We start from the raw sequence: 16,194 nt of genomic DNA, 5'->3' as shown, positions 1-16,194 counted from the left end.
GTGTCCACCATGTCTCCGAACACCTGTCCACCATGTGTCCGGTACATACAACCCAGAGGGAGAGGGGACTGAACCGAGGTGTTTGGTGGATGTACGTCGACGTGAAATACCGAGTCGAACTCATATCCTGAAAAGCCCAAAAATCGGCCCCCTCTCCCTCGGGAGAGGGCTGGGCGGGCGGCGTTCCGATGAGGGGCGAATCCACCACAAAACCAACGCCGAACACCCGCTCTTCACCACTCAATAGGCCGAGTGTCAGCTCGCCTGCTCTTGATCTTGATCTTGATCCACCGGCCCCGTCGGCAGGCTTCGTTCCGGGATTGATCCGGGGGTGGGAGCGCAGCGACCGTTCGACGAAGTCGAACACATCGAGAGGAGGTGCAGCGAAGCAAACCGGAGGCGATGCGCCCGGATCAATCCCGGAGCGAAGGAACCCCGAGCCTCAGCGAGCGGGCCGAACGTTGGGGCAAGCGTTTTTGGTTACTTTTTAGGCGTCTGTAAAAAGTGACCCGCCGTAAGGGCGGAACCGCCAGCCGCAGCACCCAAAGAAACGGATATTCACGCAGTCAGCCAGAGCATGGTCGCCTATAAGGGCGCCATCGCTGGCAAGCCAGCTCCCACAGTGGAATGAAGTCGCCCTCCAAATCGCAGGCAACAAAAAACCCGCAGACAATCACTCATCTGCGGGCTTCCTGTTTAAGCAGCAAGAAAGATCAGAAATCTTCCAGCCGCCACACCTCATAAGCCGGCGTCTCGTACGGATGACTGAGCTTCAACGCCGCCACAACAGCCACGATCAACTCATCCGCCACCACAAGCTCAACCTTCCATTCCTCAACCCGCTCAACCTGCCCCGCCTCGCCAACGAACGGCTGACTGCCGTCCAACGGTCGAAACTGGCCAGACCCAAGCACCTGCCACGCACAGTGGTCATAGTCACCGATCCGCCCACCACCGGCAGCGAACACAGCCCCTTTAACCACCTCGACATGACTGTCAGGAACAAAAAACGCCAGCTTGTACACAGGCCTTAGTTCACCCAGACGCGCGCGTTACGGAACATGCGCATCCAAGGAGCATCCTCGGTCCAGTCTTCCGAACGCCACGAGTTCTGCACCGCGCGGAACACACGCTCCGGGTGCGGCATCATGATCGTCACGCGACCGTCGCGGCTGGTGAGGCCGGTGATCCCGCGCGGCGAACCGTTCGGGTTGGCCGGGTAGGCTTCGGTGACCTTGCCGTGGTTGTCGACGAAACGCATCGCCACGCAACCCGACAGATCGGCTTCCAGCAATGCTTCTTCGCTGGAGAACTCGGCATGCCCTTCACCGTGAGCGATGGCGATCGGCATACGCGAGCCGGCCATGCCCTGCAGGAAGATCGAGTTCGATTCCTGAATCTGCACCATCGCTACACGCGCTTCGAACTGCTCGGAACGGTTACGCACGAAGTGCGGCCAGAACTCGCTGCCCGGAATCAGCTCGTGCAGGTTGGACATCATCTGGCAACCGTTGCACACGCCGAGGGTGAAGCTGTCGTTACGCTCGAAGAAGCCCTGGAACGCATCGCGGGCGCGGCTGTTGAACAGTGCCGACTTGGCCCAGCCCTCACCGGCGCCGAGCACGTCGCCGTAGGAGAAACCACCGCAAGCCACCAGACCTTTGAACTCGTTCAGGTCGACACGGCCAGCGAGAATGTCGCTCATGTGCACGTCGATCGCGTTGAAACCGGCACGATCGAACGCGGCGGCCATTTCCACCTGACCGTTGACGCCCTGCTCACGCAGCACGGCAACCTGTGGGCGGATGCCTTTCTTGATGTAAGGCGCGGCGATGTCCTGGTTGACGTCGTAGCTCAGCTTGACGCTCAGGCCCGGGTTGTCTTCTTCCAGCAGCACGTCGAACTCTTGCTCGGCGCAGTCGGCGTTGTCACGCAGACGCTGGATCTGGTAGCTGGTCTCGGCCCACTGACGTTGCAGCAGACGACGCTGGCCTTCGAACACAGTGTCACCGTTGAAGGTGATGTTGATCTGGCCATTGTTCATCGGCTGACCGATCACCGACACGCAGTCGCCCAGACCGGCCGCGCTGAATTGCGCGAGGATGTCTGGCGTTGCGTCCTGACGAACCTGGATCACGGCGCCCAGTTCTTCGTTGAACAGGATCGCAGCGATTTCTGCCGAGGACTCGGCAACGCTGTCGAGGTTCAGGCTCAGACCGCAGTGGCCGGCAAAGGCCATTTCCACCACGGAAGTCAGCAGACCACCGTCGGAACGGTCGTGGTAAGCCAGCAAGTGACCGTCGGCGTTGAGGCCCTGGATCACCGCGAAGAAGGCTTTCAGGTCTTCGGCGTCATCGACGTCCGGCGCGTGTTTGCCAAGCTTGCCGTGAACCTGCGCAAGGATCGAGGCGCCCATACGGTTCTGGCCGCGACCGAGGTCGATCAGGATCAGGTCGGTGGTGCCCTTGTCCATGCGCAGTTCCGGGGTCAGGGTCTGACGAATGTCAGCCACTGGCGCGAAACCGGTCACGATCAGCGACATCGGCGAGGTCACGGTTTTTTCTTCGCCGTTGTCGTTCCAGCGGGTGGCCATGGACATCGAGTCCTTGCCCACCGGGATGGTGATGCCCAGCTCAGGGCACAATTCCATACCGACCGCTTTCACGGTGTCGTACAGACGTGCGTCTTCGCCCGGGTGACCGGCAGCGGACATCCAGTTCGCCGACAATTTGATGTCGGAGATCTTGTTGATGCGCGAAGCGGCAATGTTGGTCAGGGTTTCGCCGATGGCCATGCGGCCCGAAGCCGGAGCGTCCAGCAGAGCCAGCGGAGTACGCTCGCCCATCGCCATCGCTTCACCGGTGTAGACGTCGAAGCTGGTGGCGGTGACCGCAACGTCGGCCACCGGAACCTGCCATGGGCCAACCATCTGGTCACGGGCCACGAGGCCGGTGATCGTGCGGTCGCCGATGGTGATCAGGAAGCTCTTGCTCGCCACGGCCGGGTGATGCAGAACGCGTTCGATGGACTCGCTGATGTCGAGGTTCGACGGATCGAAGTCATCGCCCAGTTCTGCTTCACGAACCACCGAACGGTGCATGCGCGGGGCTTTGCCCAGCAACACTTCCAGCGGCATGTCCACCGGGTTGTTGCCGAAGTGACTGTCGGTCACGCTCAGTTGCGGTTCGGCGGTGGCTTCACCGACTACTGCAAACGGGCAGCGCTCGCGTTCGCAGATCGCCTGGAAGCGCTCGAAGTCTTCCGGGCCGACCGCCAGAACGTAACGCTCCTGGGATTCGTTGGACCAGATTTCGTGCGGGGCCATGCCCGGCTCGTCGTTTGGAATGTTGCGCAGTTCGAAACGGCCACCGCGGTCGCCGTCGTTGACCAGTTCCGGGAAGGCGTTGGACAGACCGCCCGCACCCACGTCGTGGATGAAGCTGATCGGGTTCTTGTCGCCCAGCTGCCAGCAACGGTCGATGACTTCCTGGCAGCGACGCTCCATTTCAGGGTTTTCACGCTGTACGGAAGCGAAGTCCAGATCTGCCGAGCTGGTGCCAGTGGCCATGGAAGAAGCGGCGCCGCCACCCAGACCGATGAGCATCGCCGGGCCGCCGAGCACGATCAGCTTGGAGCCGACCACGATCTCGCCTTTCTTGACGTGTTCTTCGCGGATGTTGCCCATGCCGCCGGCCAACATGATCGGCTTGTGGTAACCGCGAACCTCGTCACCGTGCGGGGTGCTGATCGACTGTTCGAAGGTACGGAAGTAGCCGGTCAGGGCCGGACGGCCGAATTCGTTGTTGAACGCGGCGCCGCCGAGCGGGCCCTCGATCATGATGTCCAGTGCGGTAACGATGCGCTCCGGCTTGCCGTACGGCACTTCCCACGGCTGTTCGAAGCCCGGGATTTGCAAGTTCGATACGGTGAAACCGGTCAGGCCGGCCTTTGGCTTGGCGCCGCGACCGGTTGCACCTTCGTCGCGGATCTCGCCACCGGAACCGGTGGATGCGCCCGGGAACGGGGCAATCGCAGTCGGGTGGTTGTGGGTTTCAACCTTCATCAGGATGTGCACCGGCTCCTGCACCGCGCCGTACTGGCGGGTTTCCGGATCCGGGAAGAAGCGGCCAGCGACGTTGCCGACGATCACCGAAGCGTTGTCCTTATAAGCAGACAACACGCCTTCGTTGTGCATCTGATAAGTGTTCTTGATCATGCCGAACAGGCTTTTTTCCTGGCTCTCGCCGTCAATATCCCAACTGGCGTTGAAGATCTTGTGGCGGCAGTGCTCGGAGTTGGCCTGAGCGAACATCATCAGTTCGATGTCGTGCGGGTTGCGCTTGAGACCGTTGAAGGCGTTGACCAGATAGTCGATCTCGTCTTCGGCCAGGGCCAGGCCCAGCTCGGTGTTGGCCTTTTCCAGCGCGGCGCGGCCGCCACCAAGGATGTCGATCGCGGTCAGCGGCTTCGGTTCGGCGTGGCTGAACAGACCGGCGGCCTGTTCCAGATTGCCCAGGACAATCTGGGTCATGCGGTCATGCAGCACGTCGGCAATCTGCTGCGCTTCGGTGTCGCTGAACTGGCCGGCCACGTAGAACGCGATGCCGCGCTCCAGGCGCTGGATCTTGCTCAGGCCGCAGTTGCGGGCGATGTCGCTGGCCTTGCTCGACCATGGCGAGATGGTGCCGAAACGCGGCAACACCAGAAACAGACGGCCGGTCGGCTCTTGTACCGGAACGCTTGGACCGTACTTCAGAAGGCGCGCAAGCACCTGCTGTTCGTCGCCGGTCAGGACGCCGGTGACTTCGGCGAAGTGAGCGAATTCAGCATACAGGCCACTGACAGCTGGAACCTTCTGGCTCAGTTGCTCAAGGAGTTTGCTGTGGCGAAAGGCAGAAAGGGCAGGAGCGCCGCGCAGGATCAACATCTTCGGGACAGCCTCGGGAAGGGGTGTGCTTTGAGGCCGTGCATTCTAGCCTAAACCGCCCTCAACATCACCCGAAACGCTACGCACGGTTGCACTCGGGTATCAATCTGTGTTTCTGCCTTTGAAGTCAGATTTATCGGCTGGGCAACGCCGGCTTATTTTTACTGTAACAAAATGCCCTTGAGCCCCATTTCTGCGGGGTTTCGTCCGGTTTTGTGATCTCTAGCAGACAAGCCCTTCACTGTCGAGATATGGCGCCCGCAGCCGTTTGCGTATACTGCGCAGATGTTTTTCCCAACGGCTTTGCGTCCGCGGTACGCCAAATGGCTGATCGCAACCGGACTCTTCCTGATGCTCGGTGGTTGTGTTGATAAACCCAACACACTCGAGCGCGTAAAGGAGGATGGTGTGCTGCGGGTGATTACCCGTAACAGCCCCGCCACCTACTTTCAGGATCGCAGCGGTGAAACCGGCTTCGAATACGAGCTGGTGAAGCGCTTCGCCGACGATTTGGGGGTCGAGCTGAAGATCGAGACCGCCGACAACCTCGACGACTTGTTCGACCAGATCGGTAAACCGAACGGCCCGGTACTGGCAGCGGCCGGCCTGGTCAGCAGTGAAGATCGCAAGAAGCAGGTGCGGTTCTCCCACGCCTACCTCGAAGTCACCCCGCAGATCATTTATCGCAACGGCCAGTCGCGGCCTACCGATCCCGGCGATCTGGTCGGCAAGAAGATCATGGTGCTCAAAGGCAGCACCCACGCCGAACAACTGGCCGAACTGAAAAAGAAATTTCCCGGTATCGAGTACGAAGAATCCGACGCGGTGGAAGTGGTCGATCTGTTGCGCATGGTCGATGAAGGTCAGATCGACCTGACCCTAGTCGACTCCAATGAAGTGGCGATGAACCAGGTGTACTTCACCAACATCCGCGTGGCCTTCGACCTCGGCGACGCGCGCAGCCAGAGCTGGGCGGTGGCCGCCGGCGAAGACAACAGCCTGCTCAACGAGATCAACGCCTACCTCGACAAGGTGCAGAAGAACGGCACCTTGCAGCGCCTGAAAGACCGTTATTACGGCCACGTCGATGTCCTCGGCTACATGGGCGCCACCACGTTCGCCCAGCACTTGCAGCAGCGCCTGCCCAAGTACGAGCAACACTTCAAGAACTACGCGAAAAAAGAGAAAGTCGACTGGCGCCTGCTGGCGGCCATTGGTTATCAGGAATCGCTGTGGCAACCGGCCGTCACGTCCAAGACCGGTGTGCGCGGGTTGATGATGCTGACCCAGAACACGGCGCAGGCGATGGGCGTGTCCAACCGCCTAGATCCGAAGCAGAGCATCATGGGCGGCGCCAAGTACCTGGCGTATATGAAGGATCAGCTCGACGATTCGATCAAGGAACCGGACCGCACCTGGTTTGCACTGGCGGCGTACAACGTCGGCAGCGGTCACCTCGATGACGCACGCAAACTGACGGCCAAGGAAGGGTTGAACCCGGATAAATGGCTGGATGTGAAGAAGATCCTGCCGCGCCTGTCGCAGAAGCAGTGGTACAGCAAGACCCGCTACGGTTACGCCCGCGGTGGCGAGCCAGTGCATTTCGTGGCGAACATCCGTCGCTACTACGACATCCTCACCTGGGTGACCCAGCCGCAGCTTGAAGGCGATCAGGTGGCCGAGGGCAATCTGCACGTGCCGGGGATCGACAAATCCAAACCGGCTCAAGAGCCTGCCCCGCTTTAACCAACACCCCAAATCAATTGCAGGCGTGAGCCTGCTCGCGCCTACAGGGGTTTTGTGTGGTTGCTTAGTGCTTGGCGGCAGCCAGAATCAGCGCTTTCATCTCGGACACAGCGGACTTGAAGCCGACGAACAACGCATGTGCCACCAGCGCATGGCCGATGTTCAGTTCGTTGATACCCTTGATCGCTGCCACGGCTTCAACGTTGTGATAGTGCAGGCCATGCCCGGCGTTGACGATCAGGCCCTGCGCCAGACCAAACGCCACACCGTCCGCCACCCGCTTCAATTCTTCAGCGACCTCGGTCGGTGTTTCGGCATCGGCATAACGCCCGGTGTGCAGCTCGATTGCCGGTGCGCCAACGCGCTTCGACGCGGCAATCTGACGCTCGTCGGCATCAATGAACAGCGACACTTCGCTACCCATCTTCGACAGACGCTCAACCGCTGCCTTGATGCGTTCCTCCTGCCCCGCTACATCCAGACCGCCTTCGGTGGTCAGCTCCTGACGGGTTTCCGGCACCAGGCAAATATGCGCCGGGCGGATGCGCTCAGCGAACGCCATCATTTCTTCGGTGACACCCATTTCGAAGTTCATGCGGGTCTGCAGCACGTCCTTGAGCAGCAAGACATCGCGCTCCTGAATGTGCCGGCGGTCTTCGCGCAGGTGCACGGTGATGCCGTCGGCGCCCGCCTCTTCCGCGTCCAGTGCCGCCTTGACCGGGTCCGGGTAGCGCGTGCCACGGGCCTGACGCAGGGTGGCGACGTGGTCGATGTTCACGCCAAGAAGAATGCGATTGCTGGTGGTCACGGGTGCGCTCCTGAAATGAGAGATTCGGCGCACAGCATACGGGGTGATCAGGGCTTGCGAAACAGTTCGCGACTCACGAGCGGACGGCCGCCCAGATGCACCGCCAGTGCCTGACGCATCAAGCGCTTGGCGGCAGACAGTGCGCCGGGAGCGGACCAGTCGGCTTCGGCCATGGCCAGCAGCTCGGTACCGTTGAACAGGCCTGGCTGCAACAGAAAGACTCGCTCAAGACCGGCATCGACTTGCAGACGATAGAGACCGTCTGGCGCGACAGACTCGCCATGGATGTCGGTGTTCAGGGCAAAGCCGTAACCGAGATCGTCGAGCAACCGCCACTCGAAGGAGCGCAGCAACGGCTCCAGCGGTCGGCCCTCGGCCAGAGCCAACAAGGTCGCCGCGTAATGATCGAACACGCCAGGGTGCGGATCTTCAGCCGGCAGCAGACGGATCAGCAATTCGTTGAGATAGAGGCCGCTGAACAGCGCCTCGCCGACCATCCAGGTCGCATTGCCGGCACTTTCCATGCGCCCGACATTCTTCAGCTCACCCTTGCCACGAAACTCCACTTCCAGCGGCACGAACGGCCGCGCCAACGTCCCGGCCTTGCCCCGTGCACTGCGCAACACCGCCCGCAGCCGCCCTTGCGGCGTGAGGAAATCCACCAAGGCGCTGGTTTCGCGGTAGGCGCGAGAATGCAAGACATAGGCGGGTTGGACGGGAGGTGGTGTTGAGGACATGGAGTTCTCATTGATAAAAACGCGGCTTTATATTCACCCCAAAAACCAATGTGGGAGCGAGCTTGCTCGCGAATTCGGTGTGACAGTCAACATCAATGCTGAATGTTACATCCTCTTCGCGAGCAAGCTCGCTCCCACAGTGGGTATCGGTGTTCTCTGGATCGGTGATTACAGGTCGCCGTAACCCAGCGAACGCAGTGCACGCTCGTCGTCGGACCAGCCGCCCTTCACCTTGACCCACAGGTTGAGCATGATCTTGGAGTCGAACAGCAGCTCCATGTCCTTGCGCGCTTCGGTGCCGATGCGTTTGATGCGCTCGCCCTTGTCGCCAATGATGATCTTCTTCTGCCCGTCACGCTCAACGAGGATCAGCGCGTGAATGTGCAGGGTTTTGCCCTGCTGCTTGAACTCTTCGATCTCGACGGTGATCTGGTACGGCAGCTCGGCACCCATCTGGCGCATGATTTTCTCGCGCACCAGTTCGGCGGCAAGGAAACGGCTGCTGCGGTCGGTGATCTGGTCTTCCGGGAAGAAGTGATCGTTCTCCGGCAGATGATCGGCAATGACCTTTTCCAGCGCTTCGAGGTTATGCCCGTGCTGCGCGGAAATCGGGATGATCTGCGCGTTCGGCAGCTGTTCCTGCAACCACGACAGGTGCGGCATCAGCTCGGCCTTGTCTTCGATGCGGTCGGTCTTGTTCAGCGCAACGATCAGCGGGCCGGTCACGTACTGCACGCGCTCCAGGACCATCTGGTCTTCTTCGGTCCACTTGGTGCGGTCGACCACGAAGATCACCACGTCGACGTCTTTCAACGCCGCCGAAGCGGTCTTGTTCATGTAGCGGTTCAGGGCCTTTTCGCCCCCCTTGTGCATGCCGGGGGTGTCGACGTAGATCGCCTGCACGTCACCTTCGGTCTTGATTCCGAGCATGTTGTGACGGGTGGTCTGCGGCTTGCGCGAGGTGATCGCCAGCTTCTGGCCAAGGATGTGGTTCAGCAGCGTCGACTTGCCGACGTTGGGACGGCCGACGATGGCAACGTAGCCACAGCGAGTTGCGTTTGTATCAGTCATTGCCATTCTCCACGCCCAGGGCAATCAGTGCTGCGGCGGCCGCTACCTGTTCGGCAATGCGACGGCTTACACCCTGACCCCGGCTTTTTTCATTCAGTAAGACCACTTCGCATTCGACGAAGAAGGTTCGGCAGTGCGGTTCACCCTGGATATCCACCACTTCGTAGCGTGGCAGTTCGCAACCACGCGATTGCAGATGTTCCTGCAGTCGGGTCTTGGGATCCTTGTTGGTGTCGACCAGCGTCAGGCCTTCGAACTCGCCAGCCAGCCAGGCCAGAACGCGTTCGCGCGCCATTTCCATGCCGGCGTCGAGATAGATCGCACCGATCAAGGCTTCGAGGGCATCGGCCAGAATCGACTCGCGACGGAAGCCGCCGCTTTTCAACTCACCGGACCCCAGTCGCAAGTAATCGCCAAGGTCAAAACCGCGCGCCAGTACGGCCAGCGTCTCACCTTTCACCAGGCGTGCGCGCAAACGCGACAACTGGCCTTCGCGGGCCAGCGGGAAGCGATCGAACAGCGCCTCGCCGGCGACGAAATTGAGGATGGCATCGCCGAGGAATTCCAGGCGTTCGTTGTTACGCCCGGCAAAGCTGCGGTGCGTGAGGGCCAGGAGCATCAGCTCCTGATCCTTGAAGGTGTAACCGAGCTGGCGCTCGAGACGGCTTAGAGAAACGCTCACGGTTTACCCACGCTGAGTTCGTGGCTGGATTCCACCGCCATCGCCGGGGTACGGCGCAGGCCTGGGACAATTAACGCTGTGTTCAAAAATGACGTCCTGAATATCGTGGCTTCATGCCCTGGCGCCGATTTGTGTCGACTCCAGAAATGCATTCGGCGCTGTGGTCAACAGCGCCGTGATTGATTACTTGATCAGGCCAACCCGCGAGAAATTCGGCAGGTGGCTGAGTTTCGGTTCCGGCCAGCTCATCCAGACAGCGAAGGCTTTGCCGACGATATTCTGGTCGGGAACCATGCCCAGCAGATCCTTGGGAATGTTCGGATCATCCCAGTAACGACTGTCGTTCGAGTTGTCGCGGTTGTCGCCCATCATGAAGTAGTGCCCGGCCGGCACTGTCCACGAACGGTCCGGGGTCGCGCGGTAGCGGCTCATTTCCTTGCGGATCAAGTGCTCGGCGGCACCGAGTTTTTCCTTGTAGAGCTCTGCGCTGCCCAGCGTGCCCGGCTCGGAGCCGACCAATTGCTCGGCAATCGACTCGCCGTTGACGAGCAGACGCTTGTCAGCGGTGTAACGTACCGTGTCGCCCGGCAGGCCGACTACACGCTTGATGTAGTTGACGTTCGGGGCGCTCGGATAGCGGAACACCATGACATCGCCACGCTGTGGATCACCGACTTCGATGATTTTCTTGTCGATCACCGGCAGGCGGATCCCGTAAGAAAACTTGTTCACCAGAATGAAGTCGCCAACGTCCAGGGTAGGTTTCATCGAACCGGACGGGATCTGGAACGGTTCCACCAGGAACGAACGCAGCACCAGCACGATGAACAACACCGGGAAGAACGACTTGCCGTATTCAACCAGCAGCGGCTCTTTGTTCAGCTTTTCGACCACCACGGGTTCGGGCTGGCTGACACTGCCTTGATAAGAGGCAATGGCAGCACGCCGACGCGGCGCCAGGAACAGCAGATCGAGCAACGCCAACAGGCCGCAGACGAACACGGCGATGACCAGCAACAGCGGGAAATTTAGTGACATAGGACCTGACTATTCCAACCTGAGCACGGCAAGGAAGGCTTCTTGTGGAATTTCCACGTTGCCGACCTGCTTCATGCGTTTCTTACCGGCCTTTTGCTTCTCAAGCAGTTTCTTCTTACGGCTTACGTCACCGCCGTAGCATTTGGCCAATACGTTCTTTCTGAGCGCCTTGACGGTTGTCCGGGCGACGATCTGACCACCGATAGCGGCCTGGATCGCTACGTCGAACATCTGACGAGGAATCAGTTCTTTCATCTTCTCAGTCAACTGGCGACCTTTGAAGTGCGAGTTGTCACGGTGCACGATCAACGCCAGGGCATCGACCTTGTCACCGTTGATCAGCACGTCCAGTTTCACCAGATTAGCCGATTGGTAACGATCGAAATGGTAATCCAGCGAAGCATAGCCGCGGCTGGTGGATTTGAGACGGTCGAAGAAGTCCAGGACCACTTCGTTCATCGGCAGGTCGTAAGTGACCTGTACCTGATTGCCGAGGAACAGCATGTCGACTTGAACGCCGCGCTTCTCGATGCACAGGGTGATGACGTTGCCCAGGTGCTCCTGCGGCACGAGGATGTTGGCGCGCACGATCGGCTCGCGCATGTCCTCGATCGCCGAGACGTCTGGCAGCTTCGACGGGTTGTCGACGTAAATCGTTTCACCGGTTTTCAGCACCAGCTCGAAAATTACCGTCGGTGCCGTGGTGATCAGGTCCAGGTCGTATTCGCGCTCGAGGCGCTCCTGGATGATCTCCATGTGCAGCATGCCGAGGAAGCCGCAACGGAAACCGAAGCCCAGGGCGTCGGAGCTTTCCGGGGTGTATTGCAGCGACGAGTCGTTAAGGGTCAGCTTCTGCAGGGCTTCGCGGAAGTCCTCGAAGTCGTCGGAGCTGACCGGGAACAGACCGGCGTAAACCTGTGGCTGGATGCGCTTGAAGCCGGGCAGTACCGGGACATCCGGGGTCGAACTCAGGGTCAGGGTGTCACCGACCGGTGCACCGTGAATGTCCTTGATGCTGGCGATGATGAAGCCCACTTCGCCGGCCTTCAGGTCAGCGGTGGCGGTGTGTTTCGGGTTGAACACACCGACGCTGTCGACCAGGTGCACCTTACCGGTGGACTTGACGAGGATTTTGTCGCCCTTCTTCACGCGGCCATGCCGCACACGCACCAGGGAGACAACGCCCAGGTAGTTGTCAAACCAGGAGTCGATGATCAGCGCTTGCAGCGGATCTTCGATATTGCCGGTCGGCGCAGGAATGGTGGCGACCAGACGCTCGAGCACTTCGTCGACACCCAGGCCCGTCTTGGCGCTGCAGGTGACGGCGTCGGTGGCGTCAATGCCGATGATCTTTTCGATCTCGTCTTTGACGCGATCAGGCTCGGCCTGTGGCAGGTCGATCTTGTTCAGCACCGGCATGACCTCGAGGCCCTGCTCGATGGCGGTGTAGCAGTTGGCCACGGACTGGGCTTCAACGCCCTGACCCGCGTCGACCACCAGCAAGGCACCTTCACACGCCGCCAGGGAACGGCTGACTTCGTAGGTGAAGTCGACGTGGCCCGGGGTGTCAATGAAGTTCAGCTGGTAGGTAACGCCGTCTTTGGCTTTGTAATAGAGGGTAACGCTGTGGGCCTTGATGGTGATCCCGCGTTCGCGCTCCAGATCCATGGAATCCAGTACCTGGGCTTCCATTTCACGCTCGGCCAGGCCACCGCACATCTGGATGAAACGGTCAGCCAGCGTCGACTTGCCATGGTCAATGTGGGCGATGATGGAGAAATTGCGGATATGACTCAAATCACTCACGGATCAACACTCAAAAAGGCTGCAGGCTTGGCCCGCCGAAAAATAGCCGGGAATTGTACCTGATACACGACGCAAGCGTCACGTTCGCCTGTCACCCGGATTGCATACGAAAACGCCCCGATCTGTCGACCGAGGCGTTTTCAAAGTCAAGGCACTGACAACAACAGGGCCATCAACCGGCCCGTCGCAGCAGCCAGACACCCGCCAGCCCACACACGCCGGCCGGCACCAGCACCGCGAACAGCGGCGAGAAACCGAATACCAGGCTTGAAGGCCCCAGCAGATCCTGAACGATGCGGAAGGTAAACCCGACCAGCACGCCGGTGAAGACCCGCTGGCCCAGGGTCACGGAACGCAACGGGCCAAAGATGAAGGAAATCGCCATCAGCACCAGGGCGGCGGTGACCAGCGGCTGCAACACCTTGACCCAAAATGCCAGCCAGTAACGACCGTTGCTCAGGCCCTGCTCGGCCAGATAGTGGATGTACCCCCACAGACCGCTGATCGACAGCGATTCAGGCGCCATGACCACGGTGCTGAGCAATTGCGGGCTCAGGGCAACATTCCAGCGTTCGGTCGGCGCATTCAGGACTTCAGTGCTGCGCTCATGAAACACAGTGGTCGCGACATCGGAGAGTTCCCAGTAAGTGCCGTCGAACTCGGCCTTTTTGGCAAAGCTCGAACTCAGCAGATGACGCTCCTTGTCGAATTGATAACGGGTCACGCCATACAACAGGCCGTTGGGTTGCACGGCGTTGATGTGGATGAACTCGTCACCCTGACGGTGCCACATACCGTGCTTGGCGCTCTGCGCGTCGCCGCTGCCTTGGGCCAGCGAGCGGTTGGCCTGGGCCATGCTCTCGGTGGCCGGCGCAACGTATTCGCCGATCAGCACGCCCGCCAGCATCAGGACGAACATCGGTTTCATCACCGCCCAGACGATGCGCCCGATGGACACACCGGCCGCACGCATGACCGTCAGTTCGCTGCTGCTGGCCAGACTGCCGAGGCCGATCAGGCAGCCGATCAACGCCGCCATTGGCAGCATTTCGTAGAGACGGCGTGGCGCGGTCAGCAATACAAAGCTCAGGACATCGACCAGCGTGTAGGTTTCGCTGACATCGCCCATCTCGTCGATGAAGGCGAACAGCGTCGCCAGGCCCAGAATGATAGCCAGCACGGCGATGATCGCCACGAACACACTGCTGCCGATGTAGCGGTCGAGTTTAACCACGAGCCACCTCCAGCGCAGCGGAACGACGGCTGGCCAGCTTCAGGCGCAGAGGTTCCCAGTACAACAGGCCGAGGCCAATGACCAGGAAGATCGCGTGCACCCACCACAAGCCCAGGGCCGGCGGGAACTTGCCCTTTTCAAGGGCGCCGCGAGCGGCAATCAGGATGGTCAGGTAAGCCATATAAAGAAGAATCGCCGGCAGCAGCTTGAGGAAACGCCCTTGACGCGGGTTGACGCGCGACAGCGGCACCGCCATCAGGGTCACGATAAAGACCAGCAGTGGCAGGGACAGGCGCCATTGCAGCTCGGCCCTCGAACGAATGTCATCGCTGCCCATCAGAGTCGACGTCGCCATCGCATCGCGGTCTGTCACCTCTTCGCTGACTTCCGGTTTGGGCAACTGTACGCCGTAGGTTTCGTAGTGGATCGCCCGATAATCAGCCTGACCCGGGCTGCCGTCATAGCGATAGCCATTGTCGAGAATCAGGTAACGGGTGCCATCCGGACGCGCTTCCTGACGACCCTTCTCGGCCACCAGCACGGAAATGCCGCGATCCTTCTGATCGGCACCGAGGTTTTTCTGCGAGATGAACACACTGCCGAGGTTGACGCGATCGTCGCTCAGGGTTTCGGTGTAGGTCACCCGGGTACCATCGCGCAGGGCCTGGAAGCGACCCGGCTCGAGGGTATCGAATTCGGTCAGGGCGTCCTGCTTGTTCAGCAGCAACTGGAACTGGTTGGCGCCTTGCGGGGCCAGGCCCAGGCTCAGCCAGGCCACCACCAGCGCGACCAGCGTGGCCGGGAACAGGGTCATGCGAAACAGCTTCTGCTGGCTCATGCCGGTGGCCGAGAGCACGGTCATTTCGCTTTCCAGGTACAACCGACCGTAAGCCAGCAGGATCCCGAGGAACAGGCCCAGCGGCAGGATCAGCTGCAGGAAGCCCGGCAGGCGATAGCCCATGATCAGGAACAGCGAGCCCGGATCGAGCTGGCCGGCAGCGGCCTGGGACAGGTATTTGATGAAGCGACCGCTCATGATGATGACCAGCAGCACGGCACTCACGGCGCTGAGGGTCAACAGGACTTCGCGGGACAGATAACGGAAGACGATCAAACCAGACACTCCAGGGTTGTCAGGCTAAGGCGGCCAAACAAGCAAACACTTCGACCGGCCCGCAACGCAGAGCCGTCGAAAAAAGATGCGGCATTATCCTGTGATTGAGGGCGCCTGTCACTGCGCACACTCATCCGCACGCGTAATACGTTGAAGATCGTACAACCGAGGGTTGTCAGGCGCGGGGAGCGAGGTTCAAACTGCGGCCCTTGTCGCAGGCTTTGGCCTGCGCCTCTTCTATCTATAAGCAGGCGAGTGCGGACACCGTCGAACGCCTGCGTGTTGACCATTCATTCAGGGATCCGGACATGGAACTGGTTGTAAAAAGCGTTAGCCCAGAAACGTTGAAAACCGCCACCCTGGTGGTTGCCGTCGGCGAAGGCCGCAAACTCGGCACCGCCGCCAGACAGGTCGACGAGTTGAGCGGTGGCGCGATCAGCGCCGTACTCAAGCGTGGCGATCTGGCCGGCAAGGTCGGCCAGAGCCTGCTGCTGCACAGCCTGCCGAACCTGAAAGCCGAGCGTGTGCTGCTGGTCGGCGTGGGCAAGGATGAAGAACTCGGCGACCGTCCGTTCCGCAAAATCGTAGCCGGCATCCTCAACACCCTCAAAGGCCTGGGCGGCAGCGATGCCGTGCTGGCGCTGGATGAAGTCATCGTGAAAAACCGCGACAGCTACGGCAAGACCCGTCTGCTGGCGGAAACCCTGGTGGACGGCAAATACACCTTCGACCAGTTCAAGAGCCAGAAAGCCGAACCGCGCGCCCTGAAGAAAATCACCCTGCTGACCATCAAGGCTGCTCAAGCCGAAGTGCAACGCGCCGTGAATCACGCCACCGCGATCGCCAACGGCATGGCCTTCACCCGTGATCTGGGTAACCTGCCACCGAACATCTGCCACCCGACGTTCCTCGGCGAACAAGCCAAGAACCTCGGCAAGGAATTCAAGGATCTGAAAGTCGAAGTCCTCGACGAGAAGAAGATCAAATCCCTGGGCATGGGCTCGTTCTACGCCGTCGGCCAGGGCAGCGCC

The 16,194-nt window shown here is 60.4% G+C and carries 12 protein-coding genes; 2 read left to right on the top strand and 10 right to left on the bottom strand.

Annotated elements, in window-relative coordinates; all coding sequences use genetic code 11:
• Positions 1 to 713: 713 nt before the first annotated feature.
• Entirely contained in the window at positions 714 to 1,025 is a 312-nt protein-coding gene (locus DBR24_RS03320; RefSeq protein ID WP_110719097.1) for a YqfO family protein, read from the bottom strand.
• Between the two features lie 5 nt (positions 1,026 to 1,030).
• Positions 1,031 to 4,927, bottom strand: a complete 3,897-nt coding sequence (gene purL, locus DBR24_RS03315; RefSeq protein ID WP_128613874.1) for a phosphoribosylformylglycinamidine synthase — start codon at positions 4,925 to 4,927, stop codon at positions 1,031 to 1,033.
• A gap of 285 nt (positions 4,928 to 5,212) precedes the next feature.
• On the opposite strand from purL, the gene mltF reads away from it, so the two are divergent.
• Entirely contained in the window at positions 5,213 to 6,673 is a 1,461-nt protein-coding gene (gene mltF, locus DBR24_RS03310) for a membrane-bound lytic murein transglycosylase MltF (RefSeq protein ID WP_123464908.1), read from the top strand.
• Between the two features lie 64 nt (positions 6,674 to 6,737).
• Here mltF and pdxJ read toward each other — a convergent pair whose 3' ends face one another.
• The 8 genes from pdxJ to lptF form a co-directional block, all read right to left on the bottom strand.
• On the bottom strand, positions 6,738 to 7,481 hold the full coding sequence (gene pdxJ, locus DBR24_RS03305; RefSeq protein ID WP_128613873.1) for a pyridoxine 5'-phosphate synthase: 744 nt from the start codon (positions 7,479 to 7,481) through the stop codon (positions 6,738 to 6,740).
• A gap of 47 nt (positions 7,482 to 7,528) precedes the next feature.
• Positions 7,529 to 8,218, bottom strand: coding sequence for a DNA repair protein RecO (recO, locus tag DBR24_RS03300; protein WP_128613872.1), 690 nt, complete (start codon positions 8,216 to 8,218; stop codon positions 7,529 to 7,531).
• A 168-nt stretch (positions 8,219 to 8,386) separates the two neighbouring features.
• Positions 8,387 to 9,289, bottom strand: a complete 903-nt coding sequence (era, locus tag DBR24_RS03290) for a GTPase Era (RefSeq protein ID WP_064586098.1) — start codon at positions 9,287 to 9,289, stop codon at positions 8,387 to 8,389.
• Positions 9,282 to 9,971, bottom strand: a complete 690-nt coding sequence (gene rnc, locus DBR24_RS03285; protein WP_123464899.1) for a ribonuclease III — start codon at positions 9,969 to 9,971, stop codon at positions 9,282 to 9,284. Before rnc ends, era begins: the two co-directional genes overlap by 8 nt.
• A gap of 183 nt (positions 9,972 to 10,154) precedes the next feature.
• The gene (gene lepB, locus DBR24_RS03280) at positions 10,155 to 11,009 is read right to left on the bottom strand and encodes a signal peptidase I (RefSeq protein ID WP_128613870.1); all 855 of its coding nucleotides are present in this window, start codon (positions 11,007 to 11,009) and stop codon (positions 10,155 to 10,157) included.
• A gap of 9 nt (positions 11,010 to 11,018) precedes the next feature.
• Complete coding sequence (gene lepA / locus DBR24_RS03275; protein WP_085608162.1) at positions 11,019 to 12,815, bottom strand: translation elongation factor 4; 1,797 nt, start codon at positions 12,813 to 12,815, stop codon at positions 11,019 to 11,021.
• 172 nt (positions 12,816 to 12,987) lie between these two features.
• Positions 12,988 to 14,049 (bottom strand): LPS export ABC transporter permease LptG, encoded by a 1,062-nt coding sequence (lptG, locus tag DBR24_RS03270; protein WP_128613869.1) that lies wholly within the window; start codon positions 14,047 to 14,049, stop codon positions 12,988 to 12,990.
• Positions 14,042 to 15,163 (bottom strand): LPS export ABC transporter permease LptF, encoded by a 1,122-nt coding sequence (gene lptF, locus DBR24_RS03265; RefSeq protein WP_128613868.1) that lies wholly within the window; start codon positions 15,161 to 15,163, stop codon positions 14,042 to 14,044. The genes lptG and lptF overlap by 8 nt, the downstream gene beginning before the upstream one ends.
• A 308-nt stretch (positions 15,164 to 15,471) precedes the next feature.
• Here lptF and DBR24_RS03260 point away from each other — a divergent pair.
• A partial coding sequence (locus tag DBR24_RS03260) for a M17 family peptidase N-terminal domain-containing protein (RefSeq protein ID WP_305888818.1) occupies positions 15,472 to 16,194 on the top strand: 723 nt, incomplete at its 3' end.

This window comes from Pseudomonas sp. HMWF006 (assembly GCF_003061205.1).
GTDB classification, from domain to species: domain Bacteria; phylum Pseudomonadota; class Gammaproteobacteria; order Pseudomonadales; family Pseudomonadaceae; genus Aquipseudomonas; species Aquipseudomonas monsensis.
This window is presented reverse-complemented; position numbering and strand designations above follow the sequence as displayed.